This is a genomic window from Anaerococcus lactolyticus ATCC 51172 (assembly GCF_000156575.1).
GTDB classification, from domain to species: Bacteria; Bacillota; Clostridia; order Tissierellales; family Peptoniphilaceae; genus Anaerococcus; species Anaerococcus lactolyticus.
In genome coordinates, this window is the sequence record NZ_GG666044.1 from 335,374 (window position 1) to 357,192 (window position 21,819).

Annotated in this window: 22 protein-coding genes and 1 pseudogene; all 23 read right to left on the reverse strand. The window is 36.2% G+C overall.

Features of this window, described 5'->3' with window-relative positions; all coding sequences use genetic code 11:
- Positions 1–1,044, reverse strand: coding sequence for a SufD family Fe-S cluster assembly protein (locus HMPREF0072_RS01535; protein ID WP_004826948.1), 1,044 nt, complete (start codon positions 1,042–1,044; stop codon positions 1–3).
- Complete coding sequence (gene sufB / locus HMPREF0072_RS01540; RefSeq protein ID WP_004826951.1) at positions 1,044–2,456, reverse strand: Fe-S cluster assembly protein SufB; 1,413 nt, start codon at positions 2,454–2,456, stop codon at positions 1,044–1,046. The genes HMPREF0072_RS01535 and sufB overlap by 1 nt, the downstream gene beginning before the upstream one ends.
- Before the next feature lies 1 nt (position 2,457).
- On the reverse strand, positions 2,458–3,189 hold the full coding sequence (gene sufC, locus HMPREF0072_RS01545; protein ID WP_037328009.1) for a Fe-S cluster assembly ATPase SufC: 732 nt from the start codon (positions 3,187–3,189) through the stop codon (positions 2,458–2,460).
- Between the two features lie 131 nt (positions 3,190–3,320).
- The gene (locus HMPREF0072_RS01550; protein WP_004826954.1) at positions 3,321–3,587 is read right to left on the reverse strand and encodes an HPr family phosphocarrier protein; all 267 of its coding nucleotides are present in this window, start codon (positions 3,585–3,587) and stop codon (positions 3,321–3,323) included.
- A 268-nt stretch (positions 3,588–3,855) separates the two neighbouring features.
- The gene (locus HMPREF0072_RS01555) at positions 3,856–4,038 is read right to left on the reverse strand and encodes a hypothetical protein (RefSeq protein ID WP_004826956.1); all 183 of its coding nucleotides are present in this window, start codon (positions 4,036–4,038) and stop codon (positions 3,856–3,858) included.
- A gap of 130 nt (positions 4,039–4,168) precedes the next feature.
- Positions 4,169–4,675, reverse strand: a complete 507-nt coding sequence (locus tag HMPREF0072_RS01560) for a hypothetical protein (RefSeq protein WP_004826957.1) — start codon at positions 4,673–4,675, stop codon at positions 4,169–4,171.
- Positions 4,676–4,685: 10 nt separating this feature from the next.
- A pseudogene (locus HMPREF0072_RS01565) lies at positions 4,686–5,018 on the reverse strand (alpha/beta fold hydrolase); the annotation flags it as partial.
- Positions 5,018–5,644, reverse strand: coding sequence for an L-2-amino-thiazoline-4-carboxylic acid hydrolase (locus HMPREF0072_RS01570; RefSeq protein WP_004826959.1), 627 nt, complete (start codon positions 5,642–5,644; stop codon positions 5,018–5,020). The gene HMPREF0072_RS01570 and the pseudogene HMPREF0072_RS01565, both read right to left, overlap by 1 nt.
- Before the next feature lie 53 nt (positions 5,645–5,697).
- Entirely contained in the window at positions 5,698–6,525 is an 828-nt protein-coding gene (locus HMPREF0072_RS01575; protein WP_004826960.1) for a class I SAM-dependent methyltransferase, read from the reverse strand.
- 500 nt (positions 6,526–7,025) lie between these two features.
- Positions 7,026–8,426, reverse strand: coding sequence for a beta-Ala-His dipeptidase (gene pepD, locus HMPREF0072_RS01580; protein ID WP_004826965.1), 1,401 nt, complete (start codon positions 8,424–8,426; stop codon positions 7,026–7,028).
- 3 nt (positions 8,427–8,429) lie between these two features.
- Positions 8,430–9,731 (reverse strand): radical SAM protein, encoded by a 1,302-nt coding sequence (locus tag HMPREF0072_RS01585; protein WP_004826967.1) that lies wholly within the window; start codon positions 9,729–9,731, stop codon positions 8,430–8,432.
- A 45-nt stretch (positions 9,732–9,776) separates the two neighbouring features.
- On the reverse strand, positions 9,777–10,415 hold the full coding sequence (locus tag HMPREF0072_RS01590) for a CpXC domain-containing protein (protein WP_004826969.1): 639 nt from the start codon (positions 10,413–10,415) through the stop codon (positions 9,777–9,779).
- Positions 10,416–10,470: 55 nt separating this feature from the next.
- Positions 10,471–11,013: an ECF transporter S component gene (locus HMPREF0072_RS01595; protein ID WP_039930944.1), complete on the reverse strand. Its 543-nt coding sequence runs from the start codon at positions 11,011–11,013 to the stop codon at positions 10,471–10,473.
- A 204-nt stretch (positions 11,014–11,217) separates the two neighbouring features.
- Positions 11,218–12,342, reverse strand: coding sequence for an ABC transporter permease subunit (locus tag HMPREF0072_RS01600; RefSeq protein WP_004826972.1), 1,125 nt, complete (start codon positions 12,340–12,342; stop codon positions 11,218–11,220).
- Positions 12,335–13,411 carry an ABC transporter permease subunit gene (locus tag HMPREF0072_RS01605; protein WP_004826974.1) on the reverse strand — a complete coding sequence of 359 codons (1,077 nt, stop codon included), beginning with the start codon at positions 13,409–13,411 and terminating at the stop codon, positions 12,335–12,337. Before HMPREF0072_RS01605 ends, HMPREF0072_RS01600 begins: the two co-directional genes overlap by 8 nt.
- Entirely contained in the window at positions 13,404–14,981 is a 1,578-nt protein-coding gene (locus HMPREF0072_RS01610; RefSeq protein ID WP_004826976.1) for a sugar ABC transporter ATP-binding protein, read from the reverse strand. Before HMPREF0072_RS01610 ends, HMPREF0072_RS01605 begins: the two co-directional genes overlap by 8 nt.
- A gap of 71 nt (positions 14,982–15,052) precedes the next feature.
- Positions 15,053–16,429: a DUF3798 domain-containing protein gene (locus HMPREF0072_RS01615; protein ID WP_004826977.1), complete on the reverse strand. Its 1,377-nt coding sequence runs from the start codon at positions 16,427–16,429 to the stop codon at positions 15,053–15,055.
- Between the two features lie 156 nt (positions 16,430–16,585).
- A complete protein-coding gene (locus HMPREF0072_RS01620; RefSeq protein WP_004826978.1) occupies positions 16,586–17,080 on the reverse strand; it encodes an FUSC family protein in 495 nt (164 codons plus the stop codon).
- Entirely contained in the window at positions 17,071–17,865 is a 795-nt protein-coding gene (locus HMPREF0072_RS01625; protein WP_004826979.1) for a nucleoside hydrolase, read from the reverse strand. The genes HMPREF0072_RS01620 and HMPREF0072_RS01625 overlap by 10 nt, the downstream gene beginning before the upstream one ends.
- A 67-nt stretch (positions 17,866–17,932) precedes the next feature.
- Complete coding sequence (locus tag HMPREF0072_RS01630) at positions 17,933–19,582, reverse strand: permease-like membrane multi-spanning protein (RefSeq protein ID WP_004826981.1); 1,650 nt, start codon at positions 19,580–19,582, stop codon at positions 17,933–17,935.
- Entirely contained in the window at positions 19,575–20,297 is a 723-nt protein-coding gene (locus HMPREF0072_RS01635; protein ID WP_004826982.1) for an ABC transporter ATP-binding protein, read from the reverse strand. The genes HMPREF0072_RS01630 and HMPREF0072_RS01635 overlap by 8 nt, the downstream gene beginning before the upstream one ends.
- 73 nt (positions 20,298–20,370) lie before the next feature.
- Entirely contained in the window at positions 20,371–20,697 is a 327-nt protein-coding gene (locus HMPREF0072_RS01640) for a hypothetical protein (RefSeq protein ID WP_039930946.1), read from the reverse strand.
- A 91-nt stretch (positions 20,698–20,788) separates the two neighbouring features.
- Positions 20,789–21,811 carry a sigma-70 family RNA polymerase sigma factor gene (locus HMPREF0072_RS01645; protein WP_004826986.1) on the reverse strand — a complete coding sequence of 341 codons (1,023 nt, stop codon included), beginning with the start codon at positions 21,809–21,811 and terminating at the stop codon, positions 20,789–20,791.
- Between the last annotated feature and the right edge of the window lie 8 nt (positions 21,812–21,819).

The following is a 21,819-nucleotide window of genomic DNA, read 5'->3' on the forward strand; positions in this document are numbered from 1 at the left end:
CTAATTCCTTGAATTTAGTGCATGAACTTCGTCTGCTATTTTTTTGCGAAGAGTTTCATCTTCAATCTTATCAAGGGCTGGAGCAAAATTTGCCTCAAGCATCATAGATTCTGCTTGTTTTTTGCTAAAACCACGGCTCATGATATAAAATAACATTTCCTTATTCATCCTGCCCACACTTGCTGCGTGCTTACCAGTTACTTCCTTTTCTTCATTTAAAAGCACTGGTGCAGATTTATTAACCACCTCATCTGAAAGCATCATTGAGTAATCACCAATCTTGCCATCAGCCTTAGTGCATCCACGTCTAAGATCAACAATTCCCTTGAAATTTTTAACAGCCTTATCTTTTAAAGCGCCATTAAATAGGGTATTTGAATCTGTATTTATGCCATAGTGTTTATTTACAGTTAAAATGTCTAAGTATTCTTCCTTAGATTTGAAGTAAACACCATTTTCTACAACCTTAGCTTCTTCACCCCTTAGGATGTTTCTAATGTTAACCATGGACTTAGTTGCTCCAATTTCAATATAAGTCACATCAAGCTCTGCCCTATCGGCAAGTCTGGTTGCAATTGAATTTAGGTTAGTAGATTCGTTTTTAAGGTCAACTACAACTACAAGTTTCACCTTAGCTTCTTTTTCTAAGTTAACTAAAATTTGTGAATTTATAAAAATCTTTCCCTCAGCAAGGTCTGAGAAGTTTACTAAAAACGAAGAAGAAGTATTGGTCCTTGCATTTATTTCTATATTTGATACAAGGATATTATTTTCGTCATTCATCTCTAAGTTTATAAATTCAGTTTCTCTGTTTTTGTCTATATCAAAACTTAAGAAGTGATTTCTAAAGTCTTCATTTTCTTTATTTATTTCCGCAGAAAGGCCATAGGTTTCGCACTCAAAAGCTTTTTTAACTTCGCATTGTTCCTCGCTAAGAGATTTTCCATAAAAAGGCTGGTTTTTTATTTCAACTAGGTTGTAATCAGCATTGTTAAGACCTAAGTAGGCCCAAGTATGGGCCCTCATTTCATTTATCTTTGCCATCAGCCGTTTGCTCCTTCCAATTCCATATCAATCAAATTATTCATTTCAACTGCATATTCTAGAGGTAGAAGTTTTGAGATTGGCTCTGCAAAACCTCTTACAATCATTGACTTAGCCTCTTCTTCGGGAATACCCCTGCTCATTAGGTAGAATACTTGGCCTTGGTCAATTGAACCAATTTTTGCCTCGTGGCCACAGTCTACATCGTCATTTCTAATGTCTAAAACTGGGATGGTATCTGATTGACTTTCTTCTGAAATCATGAGGTTTTCGCAATCAACAGTCGATTTTGATCCTTGGGAATTTTTCCTCATGGCAACTAAGGAACGGGTCATGGACTTGCCATTTCCTGCTGTAATTGACTTGGTTAGGGCTGTTGAGAAGGTATTTGGGGCAAGGTGAATCATAGAGCAACCGTTGTCTATATATTGACCGTCACCTGCAAAGGTAATACCTGTATATTCCGCTCTAGCCCCTTCACCAGCAAGGATGCTTGTTGGGTAAAGCATGGAAACTTTTGAACCAAAAGATCCTGATACCCAAATCATCTTTCCACCTTCTTGTATAATGGAACGCTTAGTGTTGAGGTTGTACATATTTCTAGACCAGTTTTCTATGGTAGAAAATCTTACTTCGGCGTTTTTTCCAACGAAAATTTCTACAGAACCTGCGTGAAGATTTACAACATTATATCTTGGCGCAGAACATCCCTCTATAAAGTGAACCCTAGAATTATCCTCAGCGATAATCATTGTATGCTCAAATTGGCCAGCACCTGGAGCATTAAGCCTGTAGTAAGATTGAAGTGGTATATCAACCTTCACTCCTTCTGGCACGTAAATAAGGGATCCGCCTGACCAAACAGCGCCATGAAGGGCTGCATACTTGTGGAGTGTAGGTGGAATTGCCTTTTGGAAATATTTTTTAACTATGTCTTCGTGTTCCCTAACAGCTGTTGAAAAATCAATGAAAATTACGCCTTGATCTGATAAGTGTTTTTGGATAGAGTGGTAAACTTCCTCACTATCGTATTGGGCACCAACACCAGCAAGACTTTCTTGCTCAGCTTGTGGAATACCAAGCCTGTCAAAGGTATCTTTGATGTCTTCTGGAAGGGCTTCCCAAGTAGATTTTTTATCTGTAGGTGGTTTTACATAGGTTGTAATATCAGCCATATTGAGTTCTGAAAGATCTGGTCCCCAAGATGGATTAGGAGTTTTTTCAAAAATTTCTAGAGATTTTAACCTTCTCTTTCTCATCCATTCTGGTTCATTTTTCTTATCGGATATTTCATTTACAATTTTAGCATTTAAGCCCTTTTCTGTAATATCTGAATATATAAATTCATTAAAGAAATCATAGTAACCGCGGTCTATGTCCTTTAATTGTTCTTCAATATTAATTTCTTTCATATTACACCCATTCGTAGCCACAGGCCTCAATCTTATCCATTAAGCTATCGTCTCCAGTTTCCTGAATAACGCCGTCTTTTAGGATATGAACATAATCAGCCTTAATATTAGACAAAATTTCCCTGTGGTGGGTAATAAGAATTACAGATTTTTCACCATCTAGGAAGTTTTTGATGCCATCAGATACAATCCTAACCGCATCTACGTCTAGACCAGAATCGGTTTCATCCAATAAAGCAAGTTTTGGACTTAGCATTTGCATTTGTAAGATTTCTGATTTCTTTCTCTCACCACCAGAAAAACCTACATTTACATACCTATTAGCATAGGAAGAATCTAATTTTAAATTTTCCATTTGCTTAGTAAGTTCTTTGTTAAAGGCCAAAATTTTTGGTTTTTTGCCAGTGATTTGTTCTTCTGAAATTCTTAGAAAATCTGAAAGCTTAACTCCTGGAATCTCATCTGGGTATTGGAAGCTCATGAAAATACCAAGTCTAGCCCTCTTATCAACGCTATAATCTGTGATATCTTCACCTTCAAAGAAAATTTTTCCTTCATTTACTGTGTAGGCAGGATTTGCCATAATTGTATTCATAAGGGTGGACTTGCCAGAACCATTGGCGCCCATAACAACATGGACTTCGCCCTTGCCAACTGTCAAATTTATTCCCTTAAGTATATCCTTATCTCCAGCCGAAACATGGAGATTTTCAATCTTTAATAAATCGCTCATCATTTACCTCTTTTATCTATTATTAACTCTTTTTAAATCATACCTTTTTGCTAGGGATTATCAATATTCCGCATTAACCAACATACCATAAAAAATAAAAAAAACGAGCCAAAGCCCGTTAATTATAAGTTCTAAAATTCATTCAATTTATTTTCAACTAAATCGATAAGACTATTTACAGCTTCTTCTTCCGCATCACCATCTGCTCTTATAATTATCTCGTCGCCTTTAGAAGCACTCATGCTCAGAACTGACATGATAGACTTAGCATTATAACTCCTTCCAGCTTTCTCAACAGTTATATCACAAGGAAACTGCACAGCTTGTCTTATGAAAATAGATGCTGGTCTAGCATGCAAACCAATTTCGTTAGAAAGTGTTACTTTTTGTTCGTACATAGGGCCTCCTTTGTCAAATATTTATCATCCTACAATAGATATTACTATCATTTAGAAAATTTGCAAACGATTTTTTGTTTAAATATCCAAGATATTTATGATTAGCTATTTATTAATGTATATTTTTTTATTTTTATTTATACTATTTTAGTTTCCCCCTGTGGGAATGAGTTGGAGGAATGTTTTTTTAATAAATCTGTGTAAGATTTTTTATTTATAATTGTTTCTTTAATATTTTTATTTACTTAGATTCTCAAAATTCTTATTCCTATAATTTATTTTCATCGACAATTACATTGCCAAAAAATTTAGGAAAATCTAAAATATCGTTTAAGGATTCCAGTTCTATTTCTACTGTCCACTTATCATTCCAAGGTGGAGCCTTATAGACATCTACCATTAACTTTGCTAATTCTTCTAAATCTGATTTTGATATTTTTCTAATTTCCAAATTTCTCTCTTCGTGATTTTTACTTAAATTTATTTTTCTTATTATTATCGTATATCAGTCACATTTTTTAAAGATATTTTTCTTGTGATTCTTATGTGTCACAAATTAATCATATCTTTCAAATTATATTTTATAATCCAAGTAATACCACTAGCCAAGCTTGGACTATAGATACGATTGGAATTATCAAAAATGGCATTAAGATAAAATGTTCCTTAATGGCCAAATGTTTCATCCAATTTCCAAATTTGTAATCCTCATGCCCTTCTGTGCCTGGTATGACTATCCTATCCTTGTACTTGCCTTGGAACAAAAGTAGATCCAACAAGAGGAAATCTCCCAAGTTTAATATTATCCACTGAATATAACTCATACAGAAAAGATCTCTAAGTCCTTTTATTCCTGTATGTAAAAGAGAGGTCACTCCATATATAAATACGATTCCTGAAATTATAATCGTAAGTATAAAATTTATTCTTTTTTCTTCTTTTGTCATCTTTTCTGGAGCCGAATTTTGTATTTCTTTTGGATAGGAATCGAAGAAAAATCTCGGGTCAATCAGTACAAAAGCCGCTACTGAACCGTTAAAGATAGCAACCATTGCAATTCCATCTAATATTGCTCGTCTTATATCCATAATATTCTCCTTATTTATTTTCCAAAAATATCTTTAATTTCTCAGCATATTCTTTGGGATGTTCATGGAGAAATTGTCCGTGACCCATTACTTCAAATACTTCTGTTTTCATTTGCGGAAGATAGTCTCTTAATATCTTTTCACTTTTTGCAGGGATTGGCTCTTCACTTCCCCTCCAAAACATTATTGGATTTGAAAACTTTCTTAAATTCTTTGGAGGCTTGTAATGATAGATAAACTTACAGGCATTTTTTATCGTATTTTTCGAAATTTGCGGATAGGTCATTTCTATTACGCTTAGATTATCCTTGCCCATAAGCTTATCTAATAAAAATTTAGGTATTACTCTTTATCTCCCACGATGAAGTAATCACAGTAATCTCCTCCCTTGGCGATAGTTTCTTTTCTGTGTAAAACTCCATGTTGAAAGCTTATCATAAGCTCATCAAGTTCACAGAATAGTGGCATTAATTCATCTACACTCAACTTCTTTGTATAAGCACAAATGGGACAACGTGTAATCCTATAGTAACAAGCACCCTCATAGGGTTGACCTTCAAAGTCAACCTTAAAAGAAGTTGGATAGAGTTTTTCTTTTTCCTCTGTATACCACTTGTAATACTTAAGAATATTTTTCTTATTGGCCTCTTTTCCCCTTTTAGTATTGAGATTAATCAAGGAAAAAAACCATTTGAAAGTATAAAGAGAGCAACGCATCATTTCCTGGACGGTCTCCGGCGGAATTTTTTTCTCACTTGCTATATATGGAGCAACAAAGACAAGGGCGAACATCTCATTGTATGCCATGGGATTATCCTCGCCTATATCGTCCATATTTTTTACAAGTTCTCGATAAACTTTTTTGCTCTTTTTAATAATTTCTGAAGCATATGCTTTATTATATTTTTCTATAAGAACTTTCTTCATTGGACCTTTAAATAATAAGAAATAAAAACCCTTGTATTTCATCTTACATACCCCATCAATTTTCTAAAATTTTTTATTTTGATTTAAATACAATTTTATTTTCTCCCAATTAGAAGAGTTGATCCAGAAAGCCCTAACAATAAAGCTTCTTTGTGGCCCATAAAAAGACCCTTTGTTGTATCAATTAATTGCACATCTTGGTAGCCATCCTTTTTCAGCTTTTCCATAAATTTATTCATATCTCCATAGCTTGACTTATTCATCAAATCGTGGATAACAAAGACTCCACCTTTTTTAAGTACACGAAAAGTTTCTAGTAAAAGTTTTTGTTTGTTTTGCCCTGCAATATTGTGATAAACATAGTTGCTTGTCACTGCATCAAAACTTTCATCTTCAAAAGGGAGATTCACTGCATTTCCTTCTTCAAATTTCACATTTTCTACTCCCTCTAATTTTGCATTGTCTTCACAGAGTTTTTTAGAAAATTCACTTTTATATGTCCCACTCCATATGTCGCAGCCCACCATGGTCGCTTTTGGATTTTTCTTTGCGCAAGCAATTGTAAGTGCACCGCTACCACATCCTACATCTAAACCCACGCCACCATCTGGGATCTTTACATAGTCGGCAGTCCCCTCTATTATGACTTTGGCAAGCTTTCTTTTCCCGTTGTAATCAAAAGCCCTATATAAAAATCTCATCCAGCTTGCAAAGAAAATAAGTATCAACGTTGCAAGCCCAAGAATAAGGGCACATATTAGACGAGTTCTTCCACTAAATACAAAATCACTGACACCAAAGGCTATAAATAGGATGAAAGCTGCAAGGCTTGCAAATATTAAATTCTTTAACAAGCTTTTGGGAACCCAATTTTTGTAGTCAGCCTTTGTTTTATCGTCATCCATAAAATTTACTTGTTTCATAAAATTTCCTCCTGTAAATAATAAATTATATAAAATTTTCCTTTAACAACTAAAACAATAATTTTAATCCTTTACTTTATAATCTTATAAATTGATATTAGTATAATTTATCAATAAAGATAAGTAGTAAACAAAATATATTAAGTTAAACCAGCCTCCGAGAATAATCATATGCAGTCCCTTTGGTAACCTGTCAGCAAGGGAAATAAGGATTAAAAGAAATATAGGTGTGAATAGGGCTTGCCATCTTGGAAATACTGTGTATTCAAATAGAATTACCAAAGTTAATCCTATGTTGCTAAAGCCGCAATCACAAAAACATCAAGAACGAACCCAAAAGATCTATCCATATAGTCTTGTACAAAGTCACAATTAAAGACCCTCTCTCATTATATGATATCGATTATTAGTTTCATTGTACCCCTAGTTTATCACATATTTTCTAATTTTACCAACAAAAAATCACCCCGTTTAAAAACAGGGTGGTTTTAATTTTTCTCTTAAATTCTTTCTAATAATTCTATTAAGAATTCAAAGTTATTTGCTATTGATTTTATGTTTACTCTTTCTTCTGGGCTGTGGGCGCCTTGGATTTCTGGGCCAAAGGAGATCATTTCGGTGTCTTTTAGGGTTTTCTTGAAGAGTCCGCATTCAAGACCACCGTGGGTGGTGGCTATTTGCATTTCATCTCCGTGAACGTCTTTCCAAACCTCTTTTGCAAGGTCAATTATTGGACTGTCTTCCCTTTGCCAACCTGAATATTCACTTGTGATTTCTGCCCTTGCCCCAAAACTTTCTACTATTTTCTTTGAGATAGCTGCCTTGTAGAATTTTTGAGAGTCAATTTCTGATCTAAACATTGATGATATCCAGATTACACCTTCCCTATCTTCGATTAGGCCAAGGTTTGAGCTTGTTACTATTGAATCTCCTACTTTTTTGTAAAGGCCATCTGGGATTACAAAAAGTAAATCTATTATATTTTTAGAAAGCTCTTTTGTGAGTACTTCCCCATCAAAACTAGCTTCTTTTACCCAGATTTCTCCCTTTGGGTCCACGTCTTTATATTCGTTTTTAATTTCTGCAATTCTTTCTTTGATAAGGCTAATTGCTTTATCTTTATTAGGAACTGTAACAAGAGCGTTTGCTTTAGATGCGATGGCGTTTCTCTTTACACCACCTGAAATTGTAGCGATTTGAACGCCGTCAATGCCTTCTAATAGTCTACCTAGAGTTTTGTTGGCATTTAGCCTAAATTCGTCAATTTCCATACCTGAATGGCCACCTGCAAAGCCCTTTAGGCCTACTTCTATGAAGTCTCCATCTGCTTTTTCAAATTTTTTGTCAAATTCGATTTCAAGGTCAAGACCACCTGCGCAACCTACTGTAAGAATGCCTTCTTCTTCGGAGTCGATGTTTATTAGGTATTTAGCAGTAATTTGTGATAGGTCAAGCCTTCCTGCACCTCCCATAGAAGTTTCTTCTTCTGTGGTAATTATCGCTTCGATTGGACCATGTTTTAGGCTATCGTCATCTAAAACTGCTAAGATAAAGGCAACACCAATTCCATCATCAGCGCCTAAAGTTGTGCCATCAGCTGTAATCCAACCGTCTTCTTCTAATAATTTGATTGGGTCTTTTTCAAAGTCATGGTCAGATCCTTCAACCTTGACACAAACCATATCCATGTGGCCTTGGAGGGCAACAATAGCATGGTCTTCGTAGCCTGCGCTTGCTGGTTTTCTAATAATTACATTTAGCGCCTCATCTTGAGTTACTTCTAAATTTCTTTCCTTGGCAAAGTTTACCAAAAAATCTGAAACTTCTTTTTCGTTGCCTGATTCCCTAGGAATTTTAGCGAGTTGTTTAAAATATTTTAAAACTTGGTCAGAGTAATTCATTTTTTATCTCCTTAATTCTTCTATCATTTCATTCTTGGCTAAGAGATTTTTTTCAAAATCCTGGTAGTAGTCCCTAAGATTTCTCGGATTTCTAAACTTTTTGCCAGTTAACAATTTTGAATTGGCATTCATCCCAAGCCCAAGAATTGATCCGATTTCTTCATTTATGATTACATTATACCTCTGGGCAGTATTATTTCTTTGGTAGCCTACATTTTCTAAGTTCGAAATAATATTTTTTTGTCTGTAGAGGTAATAGGGCTCGTAGGCATTTTCCCTTGTAAAATCACCTATCTTTTCAGCAATTTTTAAGGAATCCTCCCTCTCACCTGTTGACCCTTTTTCATTGTATTTTGAGCCAGACTTTATGGCGAGGGCGTGGAAGGTAATATTATCCGGAAGGAGGTCTTGGAGGATAGGGAAATTTTTAGAAAAATCATCCACGCTTTCACCTTCAAGACCCACAATAAAGTCCATATTGACAATAAATCCTAGGTCCTTAGCAGCCTTATAAATCTTAAGGAAATGATCCATATCTATATCCCTATTTAATTTTTGCAAAATTTCCCTATTAAAGGTTTGAGGATTCAAAGAAATCCTTAACACTCCCCCTGCTTTTAGGATTTCAAGCTTTTTAATATCCAGGGTATCCTCCCTGCCAGCCTCGAATGTAAGCTCCTTGTAGGTGAATTTTTTATTTATACTTGTTAGGATTTTTTCAATTTCATCTGCAGTTAGGTAGGAAGGAGTCCCACCACCAATATAGATGGAATCAAGGTTTGAAGGCAAATTAATTTCCTCAATCTCTCTTATGAGATAGGCCACATAGGTTCCCTTGTCGTGGTGGGATCCGATTAGGGTTGGGTAGGAACAATAATCACACCTAGTCGGACAGAAGGGGATGTTGATATAGAGGCTAAAATCATCTTGGCAGACACTAAGCCTACCTTGATTTTCCTTAACTTTTTCTAAAAGCTTAAGTTTTTCATCTGAAAGTTTGTAGGTATTTTTGATTTCTCCTAGACTTTTATTTTTCAAAAGCTTTGATGGTTTAGACCCTGTGAGCGTCCCCCAAGACGACTTGTAGCCTGTTTTTTTTGCCAGATAATCATATAAAATAATTTTCAATTCTTGGTTTGTTTTAAAAAAGAAATTTAGGCCGGTAATATCAACCAAACCATCCCCAATTTTGATTTCTGCATCACTTTCATCGTCAGTAAAATCCATCTCTTCATGGTCTAGGAAAATATTTAAAATATCATAGGCTATTTTTCTTTTATTATTGTCTTTAAGGTATATTTTCATTTTTATCTCTCAAAATAATAAAGTAAAAAAGGGCATAAGCCCTCTTTAATTTGTCTTTAAAAAATTTTCTGCCCAGGTCCTATCAACTAAAAAACTCCTATCCTTTTTGGTAAATTCCCCGTAGTTAGTTAAGATTGTCTCATAAAGAATGTCAGAAAAATCTAGTTTAAGTCCCACATTCAAAACAGTTTCTAAGTAAAACTCCTTATTTTCTGTAAAAATAAAATCCTTAATCTGATTAGGTTTGTAGGCAAAGTCTTCGCTATTGATAATAAAATACTTCATAAGCTCAATTACCCTATCATCAAGACCAGCTTCAAAAATATAAATCTTCTCCTTCAAAGCTTGATAATCATAAGTAATCCTTAAATTATGCTTGATAAGTTCGTCTTTTCTTTCTGCACCAATAAGGCCTAGGCCTGTCGAAAAAGCGAGCCTTGCCTTCTTATCCACAAAGGCAGGGTCGTTTACAATCATGAAGAGGTTTATTTCATCTGTGTAGGCAAAACGATAATTTAAAATAAATTCATTTGCACATGACGGACAGGTGATGTCAGCAAATTTTCCTTGGAAAATCTCATCTCTTTGTTCACCCAAAGAAAAAATCGCTGTTGGTAAACTCTTTTCAAATTTATTGCTACACTTAGGACAAGTTATTTCAAATACTTTTTCTCTCTTTTCCATATCAAACCTTTCTCTTTCTTAAGCTTAACTTATACTTACCCAAAAAAGAGGACTATTATTCAAATTTTACAGCCTTAAGGAGAGGGATAGCAACAATTGTAGCTACAATTACAGATATAACTGCATTTACCATTGAAACTGAACCTTTTTGGATGACTTCTGCCATGGTTGCTTCCATAGTTAAACCTAAAATTAGTCTGTTTTTAATAAAGGTCTTGCCTAAATATAAAATTACGTAGGTGATTTGACCTAGGGCGCCAGCGATAACTAGCTTTTGAGTATTGACAAGCCTATCCCTGTTCTTATAAATCATTCCTGCCACAAAAGCCATGGCGAATTTTGTTATGAAGGTGATTGGAGCACTTGTAAAATATACCGGATCAAATAAATCAAAAAGTGCAGAGCCAACTCCAGCTGAAATGCCACCATATATAGGCCCTAATAAGAGACCACCAAGTAGGCAAAATACGTTTCCTAAGTGGAACCTTGTTTGACCAAGAGGGGTTACTATTGGTATTTGGAAAAATCGTGAAAATATGTATACAAGAGCTGCAAAAAGTGCCATATATACCAATTTCTGTGTGCTTAATTTTTTCATTCTAACTCCTTTTTTTATTTTTGACACCACGTCCCATACATTATACCATAAGAATAAATCTGTTAAAATTTTATCTAAACTAATTTCCTTTAAAAAAATCCAAAGAAATATTAAATCAATTTTAATCTCTATTTTTTTCTTAGCTTTGAAATCAAAAAGAAGCTAGACTCCTAGCTTCTAAAATCTATGAAAAAATATTTTATCTTAAGCACCAACCTTCTCAGCTTTTTGGTTAGCGTCTATTGCTTTTAGCCTATTTTCCTTGATTTCCTTTTTCCTATTATATTCGTGAAGGATTAATGAAATTGTAACTATGGCATAGGATATAAAGGTCCTTAGGAATTCACCGACCATGGCATCCCCTGTAACTTCCTTGCCAGCAAGAGGCATGATTATGAACATCAAGTGGAAGAGGGCTGTACCGATTATAGCATTTACAATAGAAGCCTTAAGGATTGATGCACCTCCAACCAGGAGGGCTGCGGCTGCATATAAGGCTGCCTGATCTAGGCCTGCGTAGGTAGCAAGTGTACCTATATTTTGCAAATAAATTAACTGTCCAAATGCAGCAAGAACTGTAGAGTAAATAATTGATTTTACCCTTATCTTATCGGCATTAAGACCTGAGTTGTTAGCTACATCTTGGTCAAGACCTACAGCTCTCATGTTTTGACCAAGCTTGGTCTTTTTAAAATATGTGATAAAGACACATAGAAGACCAATAATAAAAATAGTTAAAACTGGTACATCAAATTTAATCTGATCTTTGCCTAGGGGAATTTGAATCCTGTATTTTAAGGCATTATCAATAGCACCTGCAGTTGCAAGGCTAATTGAATTTTTAATTCCCACTCCAGATGAAAGAAGCATTGACTTATCTCTGATAGGAATGATGGTGCCTGTAAAAAACATGATTACAAGCATGTAAACACCTAACATGAAAAATGAAAGCATCATAGATGTAATCATCTCACGACCCTTGGCCCTATTTAAAACATTGCCCGAAAAAATACCGAGAACAATGGCAATAGGAAAGGCGATTACAGCAGCCACTGCTATGCCCAGGAGACCTGTAAAACCTAAATCTTGGGAGAAAATTAGGCCTACCTGAGCAGCCATGGCTCCAAGTGGGATACCGAAGTTTATGCCCATTCCTGCTATAATTGGGATAATCAAGCTTAGAACTAAGAAGGTATTACGAACAAGCCTATTTGCAAGCTCACTTGTAATAAATCCTAGCTGGGCCCCACTTAGGATATAACCCACCACGCATATCACCATAAACATTATAGGTACAAGGTGTCTGGTTGAAATTTTATTTTTAATCATTGTCAATCCTCCTTGTGAGGGCATAAACTATCATTCCGTTTGTTATGATAAGTCTCATAACCTCTGAGACGTCTATAGACAAAAGTCCGTTGATAACTGTAGGTGTTAGGGTAATTACTCCTTGAAATAAGAGGGTACCAATAATAACGTGGCTAATTTTTGCCTTATTCAAGGTCGCCCCACCTATTAAAATTGATGCAACAGTCTGGAAAGTGAAGGATGCTGGTGCTTGGTAAAGCTGGATGAAACCGTAAGATTGTTGATATACAACTATACCCACAGCAGCTATAGCTGTTGAAAGCACTATGGCTTCAAGCCTTACTTTTTTTATATTAATACCACTTGCCTTGGCATATTCGTAGTTAGATCCTACTACAGACATGGCTGTTCCAGTTTTTGTCCTAAAAAGTCCCCAAACTAGGATGGCTGCTAGAGCAAAAAACAAAAGCATCCCTATAGGAATCCTCACCCCAAAAAGGTCAAAGGATAGAAAATCTGATAGTAGCCCCACAGAATTGACTCCACCGGTGGAATTTTGAATATTTTTCATCCAATAGTCCCCAACAGGAATTTGCTGGCGAAGACCAGTTCCCCCGTAAGAAAGGACTGAAACAGGATTTTTAAATGGTAAGAATACATAGGCTATACACATAAAGGCTGTGAAAGAAAATCCAACATAAGTTGAAATCAGCATCTCATCGCCGATAATTTTGTTAAGTAAAAGTCCATAAACAAAACCAAAAACCACTCCAATTGTAGCGCCGATAAGCATGGCAAGGAAGATGCCTCCAAAGCCTGCGATATTAAATTCTAGGGAAATAACTGCACCTAAAATTCCTGCCACTATACCGATTGGGATGCCGAAGTTAAGACCACAACCTGATTCTATCATTGGAATTAATGATAGGACAAGGATGGCAAACATACCAAATCTCGCGATTACATTTTCTAAAGAACTTTTTACGCTAATACCTGCGGCAGGAGCAGCTATGAATAAGCTCAACAAAAATAGGGCGATGATAAATCTTGCTATCCCAACTTTTGCGACAAAGTTTTTAATTTTATTCATTTACTAACTCCTCTCCACTCATCAACAGACCGAAGTCTTCAGCACTTGCTGTAGGATCTAGGACGCCAACGATTTTACCCTCGCAGACAACTCCTATCCTGTCACAAACTGATTGAAGTTCCTCAAGTTCTGAAGAAATCATAATTATGGTTGTCTTATCTTCCCTATTAGCTTTTTTTAGGGAATCTAGGACAAGTCTTTTTGCCCCGATGTCAATTCCCCTAGTTGGCTCTGATACAAATAGGAGGTCCGGGTTCATTGTGAAAGCTTTGGCGAGGCATACTTTTTGCTGGTTGCCTCCAGAAAGCCTGCCTACAAGTTCAAAAGGCCCTTGAGTCTTTATGGCGAGGCTGTCTATATATTTGTTGGCATTGGCAATAATGGCCTCGTCATCCCTAAATTTGAAAGTGAAAATTTTCTTAATAAACTTATCAAAAACCTCCATAGCGTTAAAGGCAATATTTAGGGCTATATCTTCGCCTAGCAAGAGTCCTACTCCACGCCTGTCCTCGGATACAAAGGCGATTTTCTTTTTCAAAATTGAACTGGTATCAGAAAGTTTCAACTCTTCACCATTAAAGATTGCCCTACCCTTAACTGGATAGGTGCCCAAGATGCCATTGGCTATACCAAGTTTGCCTTGGCCAGCAAGACCTGCTAGGCCAAAGATTTCTCCACGTCTAACCTTGAAGTTAGCATCATAAACCATCTCGCCCGGCATTTCTACGTAGAGGTTTTGGACTTCGAAAATAATATCATCCTCGTCAATTTCTCTTTGATCATCATCAACATAGGCTTGCCTATTGGATTTTCCCATCATCCATCCTGCAATTTGCTTAATCTTAAGACCCTTAGCCTCTCTATCTTCGACTATTTCTCCATCTCTTAAGACAATCACCTTATCGCAAAGATCTAAGATTTCCCTTAGCCTGTGGGAAATGAAAATAACAGCTATACCTTTTTCTGCAAGTTTTTTTAGAGATGAAATTAGGATATCTGCTTCACTTTCAGTCAAAACTGCTGTTGGCTCGTCCATAATTAAAAGCTTGATATTTTCTCTTTTTATTTCTCTTGCTATTTCTATGAATTGTTTGTGGCCAACTGGTAATTCACTTACATATTCTTTTGGATTTAAATCTAAGCCTAGTTTATCTAGAGTTTTTTCTGTATCTTCTATATTGGCCTTGGCATCTATTAGTTCATAGCCCCTGCCAAAGACTTTTGAAATTGGACTTTGTTTGGTTTTTTCCATATTTAAAGTCACATTTTCAGCCACAGTAAAACCTGGTATGAGAGAAAACTCTTGATGGACCATCCCAATACCTGCTTTTAGAGCATCGGTCGGATTTTTGAAGTCGATTTTTTCTCCATCAAGGATTATCTCTCCCTCATAGCCACCAGTATCTTTTATAAATTCCATACCAAAGATTATATTCATAAGGGTTGACTTGCCGGCCCCGTTTTCTCCAACAAGGCCAACAACTTCTCCCTCATCTATAGTAAAATTTACATTTTTTAAAACATTATTTTGACCAAAGCTCTTACTAAGGCCCCTAATTTCCATTAACATCTATAACCCACTTCTCTTTTACTTAGCAAAGCCTAAGCAGAGGAAAATTTTCCATCGCTTAGGCTAAAAAATTATTCGAATTTACCTTCGGATTCTTTTTGCTTTTCAACCATATCTTCTACGTTAACGTTAATTTTTCTATACTTTTCGTCAACTTTTTCTTCTGTCATTCCTAGGTATCCCTTACCAAATACATAAGTATCTTGGGCAACTAGGGCGTAGTTAGGAAGTTCCTTACCATTTGCCATATTAATCATCTTAGAAACAACCCACTTAGCTCCAGGAGTTTCACCTTCAAAAGCCTTCTTAATATCATCTTGATTTGTAATATCTGCTTTTCCCTTTAAAACATCAATAACTAGGTCAACAGCAGAAACTGTACTGGTATATCCAAGTGAATATGCCCATGTACCCATCCTGTCCTTACCACCTTTTTCGATTACAACTTGTTCTACTCTCTTTAGGATTGCTGGCCAATCGCCTGCTATATCATCAAGACCTATAGAGAAAGCTGATGGATAACCCATGATTGGGCTTGGAAGGTCTGGCTCAACAAAGATTGCTCCACCAGCAGCAACACCTCTTAGGAGTGGTTCTGTAAGTGCATCGTTTGTTGTAAAAAATGCTGTGTCTTTGCCGTATTTTTCAATCCATGGTCCTATGTTTTCAGCCAAGTATTGTTGGGCACCTGGTGTACCGATATCTGTTGTAGGATCTGGTGCGTTTAGGGAAATAAATTCCATACCAAGGTCCTTACAAGCTTCTTCCATGATAGCACGTCTTATAGCAAGAGTTTCAATTGCCATGTGCCTTGGGAAGGTGATGTGAGCAAATTTCTTAGCACCCATCTTTTGTGCTGCCTTAACCATCCTATAACCTCTTGAAATATTATCAGCATCTACTACTAGGTCTGATACACCTGAAGTCATTAGGATGTCTTCTTGAGGTGTAAGGTTAACAAGGATAATGTCAGGTCTAGACTTTCTAATTTCTGTAAAGGCTGCTGTTGTACCTGGCACTGATTGGTTTACGATAATTGCCTTCATTTCTGGATCATCAGCCATAGCCTTAATCTTAGAAATTGTTGTTTCCATTTCAGTCTCAATCTTGTCTGGGTATGTATCATGTACGATTATTCCACCTTCAGACGCTTTTCCATACTTGTCCATAACAGCTTGGGCACCACGGAACTCGTCCTCACTTTGAGATACAGTTGAAGTGACAAGACCTATGTGGAATTTTTCGCCCTCTTTAAGCTTTTCAAATTTCGCCTTGTTGTTTACGGCTACTTCACTAGCATCTTTATCAGCTGTATCCTTTGTTTCAGTTGATTCTTGCTTTGAAGCAGCATCTTCAGCTTTATCATCTACTTTTTGACATCCAACTAGGCCCATAAATACAAAAGCCAATAAAAATAGTGATGTCATTTTCTTCATCATCGGTTTCATTTATTACTCCTTTATTATGTTATAGTGATGATTATATACTTACTTTACCACATTGTCAAATAAATTTAGCAAATTCTTTCGCAAGTATTTTTTACAATTCCCAACATCCTAACCTTGTTATCATTTTCCTCAAAGAAAAAATCTCCAAAATTTAGTTCAAAATTTTAGAGATTCTTTTAATCTAAAGTCTATATAATTTACAAGAAAGGCTACGATTACACCGATGAGGGTATCTATCACCCTGTTTAGGGCAAAATTAAAGGGAACTAGGTCTCCTGCGTGGTTTATTGTTACCGATAAAAACACAATACCTGCTATGGATACAGCATCCTTTTTATTTATCATGGACATGACCCAGATAATTATCGTAACAAGGATGGCAATTACAAAAAGACCCACAATATCTGGAATTTTTTTACTTGGAAAAGTCAAAAGATAGGTAAGGCCTATAGTGCCGCCAAAAAGAGTACCGATTATCCTGCCTAGTCCCTTATGAAAAGTTTGGTGGACATTTTGCTGCATACAGATAATGGCCGCTATGGCCGAATAAAAGGCGAGGCCTTCTCCAGGTCTGTAGTGGGAAATTATCATTGATATTAATACAGCAAGACCTGTTTTTCTTATCCTTGGTCCTGGAAATTTTACTTGCATAGGATAGCTCTTAAATAATCGTAAAAACTTTCTTCGTTGACCTTATTTACCATATAGATCTTAGGTCTTGCTTCTGAACTTTCTAGAGATTTTTCATCAAAATTGACTTTAAGACCTGCCTCCTCAAAAATAAAAGCTTCTGGTCTTTGGGATAAGTAAAGAAGAAGGGCACCTGTGAGGGCTTCTTGGTCGTAAGTTTTTAAAAGTTTTTCCATTTGTGGATGATTTTTTAAAATATTTTCCAAATCTTTTTCTTCTAAGATAAAATTATCGGCAAATTTTTTGTCAATAACAAAGATGTTTATACCTGAAGATAAAATCAAATCTAGGTCTGTTAATTCTTCTTTTGTTAGACTTTTTAAGTCTGGGATAGACAAGAAAATGTGGTCAATAAAGTCGGTGAAATCTTCAAATTCACGACAAGCCTTGGCTATATTTGCTAAATCTCCAGATGCGATTATATCTAGCCTGCCACAGTCAGATGCCAAGTCATAAAGATTTTCATAGGCGTCCATATCCTCGAGATAATCAGCTTCTGGAATAAAAATTTCTTCATCAAGCTTTGATTTTTTATCATCAAAGTTTTTTGCCACTGACAAAAATAAGTCTTCGCTATTAACCAGACCCAAAATATTTTCCCCGGCAGCTGCACTTGACATATAGGACCTGTTTGCAGATAAGCCTACAAGTTCAAAATCAAAGGAATCTAGCGCCATTTTTATAAAAAGTCCGTCAGCCGGACTGAAATTTGTATCTATATAAATAAAGGGTTTTTGATATTCCATAATTCTTCCTTTCTGATAAATTACTATACTAAAAAACCCAGCTTTTTAAAGCTGGATTTTTTTTAAATTAAACGTCCATAAAGCCCTTTGTATATTTTTTAAGAGTAGCCCTATAAACTAGAAATACTATTATTAAAACTACAAGAAGACCTGTGCCTGCACCGATAAGGATATTGTCAGTAAGTTCTGTGATAGCAAATACAGTAAGTCCTAGTAGACCCATAACTAGCAAAGAGCCTAAGTAAATCCCAACCGCCTTTAGTCCTCCACTTTGCTGGATTTCCTGAGGTTTCTTCCACTGGGTGTAGACCATAAAAGTTCCAAAGTAAAGGCTAACCATAGTGGCAAAGGCACATGTTAGAGAAAGTCCTACAAATATTACCAAGCCTCCTAAAATCGTAAGTTTGAGTAAAAATGTGTATGCTAGAGCAAGAATTAGGTTTATCCCACAGGCAACCACGTAAGCTGCAGCAAATCTCGCCCTCATATGGCTTTTTGGGTCAATTGGCAGGGTCTGGATGAGATAAAAACTCTTGCCTTCCCTTGATAGGGCGGTATTGGCAAGGCCACCGTTTAGCCAGATGAAAAGCCCAACTCCAAGGGAGATCAAAAAGGCAAATAGGAGAAGCTCTGGACTAGCTGGGTCAACTCCCGATTCTTCCATAGCAGTTCTCGCTTGGACAAAGCCCATAACTAAGATAACCATGACCATACCAAGAGGTCCTGACAAAAAGACTATATTTGAAAAAAGTGTTTTTAAGTCTTTTTTGAAGATAGCCTTAAATTGGCTGCCCGCTTCGATTTTTATATCCTTGCTTGGAGTCGCTTCTTTCTTTGATGTATCAAGGTGTTCATCAAAGACAGCTTCATAGTAGAATTTATTGGCTATCTTATAGGAAATAAATGCCAAAAGTAAGCACAAAGCAAAAATAAGACCTGTAAAAATAAGCCTTTGGCTCATTGTTCCTGCCACAGCAAGGCCGTATATTTTTGCATTGAAAAACACATTTGAGACCATGCTTAAAGTTTGGGTAATTTGATTTATGTCTACATTCATCTTTCCCATTCCACTTGAATTTGATGCCGAAAAGGAGAAGTAATAAATCACTCCCATAATTCCAAACATGATTAAATAGCCGATTGTCTTAAAGAGTTTTGCATGCCTATTTACATTGGTAAACTTTTTTATTACAAGTAAGAACAGTGACAAAATCCCATAAGGTAGGTAGACCATTGGCAAATACAATAATATCCCCATGACTAAAACCCAAGGATCAAAACCAGCTTCCCCGAAATAAATTACAAGACCAATTACTAAATATAGTAAAAAGTCAACAAAGCTTAAAACTCCACCAAAAGCTTTACCCACAAAGAGCTCTCCCTCGCTAATAGGCATAGTTTGGTAATTGGCTATTGCCGACTTAGTGTAGAGGTTTGAAAAAATTTGTGGCAGGTAAAATAGAAAGACCATGAGAGTCATGGACATGCCAAAGCTTGTAAAATACATAAAGTCCATGTCGTTTGCCACATAAAGGTAGGCACTCGCCTTGAAAACACCTGTGAAAACTGCTCCAAAAAATATATAGGTCCAGATTAAAAGTAAAATCCTACCTAAAAATGATTTTGGCATATTTGGGACAGTTTTCCTTGGCATATAAGGGAAAAATGACTCCTTGAGGCTGTATTTGGCAAGTGTTAGGATATTAGACTTATTCATCTGTAAGCTCCAAGAAGATTGATTCAAGAGACCCGTCATTGTTGGCTATGTGTTTGATTTCATCAAGAGTCCCGATAGCTATAAGCTTACCCTTAGAAATTATGCCAATCCTGTCGCAAAGCTCTTGGGCAACTTCCATGACGTGGGTTGAAAACATGACGCACTTGCCCTCATTTGCCCTTTGTCTTAAAATCTGTTTGAGATTAAAGGCAGACTTGGCATCAAGGCCAACCATTGGCTCATCAAGAATTAAAACCTGTGGGTCGTGGATTAGGGCACCAATTATGGCAAGTCTTTGGGCCATACCATGAGAATAGGTTGAAATTTGGTCTTTCATAGCCTCTCTGATGTCAAAAAAGTTTAGGTAATAATCAAGCCTTTCCTTCCTAGTCTCAGTGTCAATCCCATAGATATCTGCGATGAAGTTTATATATTCATTTCCCGAATAATTTTCAAATAATTCTGGATTGTCTGGAACATAGGAAAACTGGCTCTTGTATGCCATTGGGTCGTCTTCTAAGCGAATGCCATTGATAAAAATCTCGCCCTTGGTCTTTGAATTTATCCCTACAATGGACTTGATGGTAGTAGATTTGCCAGCCCCATTAGGGCCTAAAAATCCAAAGATTTCCCCATCCTTAGCCTCAAAAGAAATATCATCAACAGCCTTTTTCTCGACTGTGTATTCCTTGGTAAAGTTCTTTACTTCTATCATATTTATCTCTCCTTATGAGTTTTATTTCCTATCGCTCATTTTATCTTGTCCTAACCATCAATAAAAATATTTTTCATAATTCAGCAGAAATATTAGTAGGTTTTATTAGCCTTAACCACTTATATATTCTCTTGGTAACTTTCCAAAACCCTAATCCTACAGAAGTTAATATTGCTTCAACAATTAACGAAATAATTAATTCACTGAAAGCTCCTAGATTGAAGGCAGTGTTCCCTAGCCAAGCAGTATCTAAGCCCAATACTCTTGTAAGAAATTTTATGATTGATAAGACTATAGCAAGTGATCCACTAACCATAAAAGCCCAAGCGCATATTCCAGTTATTGGAAATATAAATATCCATACACAGGTTGCAATAAAATACCACTTTGCTTTTTCCACAACATTCTCCCTGTAAAAAATTTTAAAAATACCCGACTATCACTAGAAAATAGCGGGTCGGGTATTTATTATTTTATTTTGTTCTTATTTTTTATCCAATTGAATCTGAATAATCTTTTAATTTGCCTAAGGCCTGGTTTTCTATTTGACGGATTCTCTCACGAGATAGGTCGTAGATTGCTCCGATTTGCTCTAGGGTCTTTGGTTTTTCGTTATCTAGGCCGTACCTGTAGATTATAATTTGCTTTTCCCTGTCTGTTAGCTGGTCAAGGGCTTGCATGAGGAAATTTTCCATATCCTTTTCAAGAATTAGCATATCTACTGGGGTTGACTCGTCGCCTACCATGTCCATTAGCTCATCACCTGTGGAGTCTTCACTATCGAGGTTGATGTTTAGGGATGTTGAGTTTACTTGGTTTCTATTAATTAAGAATAAATCATCTGCTTGTTTTTTATTTATTCCTTCGTTTTCTAGGATTCTGTAAATCTCTTCATCGCTTGCTTCTGGGTTGGCTTTTAGAATTTGTTTTAATTTATTTAATTTTAAGTACTTACCTGCTGGTATTCTGATTGTATGTCCTTCTTTGTTGATGGCCTTTCTGATTGCCTTGTCTATCCATTTGTAGGCGTAGGTTGTAAATTTGTATCCTAGGGTTAGGTCAAATTTTTCTGCAGCCCTTATCATGCCAAGCATGCCAGATTGGACCAAATCTTCTAGGTCTAAATCATTGCCATGAGACCTAAAGAAATATGAGGCTCTGCTCCTTACAAGTCCTTGGTTTTTTTCAACAAGGGCTGCTAGAGCGTTTTGGTTGCCTAGTTGGAATTGCTCCACTATTTCTTCGTTGTTTAGGTCAGATAATTTCATCATATCCTTGCGTCTGATAGGGGCAAGGGAAGTATTCACTCCCTTTTTGGCAGAACCAATTAGGTCGTCGTCATCATCAAAGTCTTCATCGTCTTCTTCAGAAATGATGTCTAGAATTTCTTCTCTTTGCTCATCGGTCATCGCTTCTACAATTTCAGTGAGCTCTTCATCACTCAAATCACTTGTATCAAGATAATCTCTAAGCTTTTCTAAAGTTTCCTTATCTTTTAAATTTATTTTATCCATCTTATCAC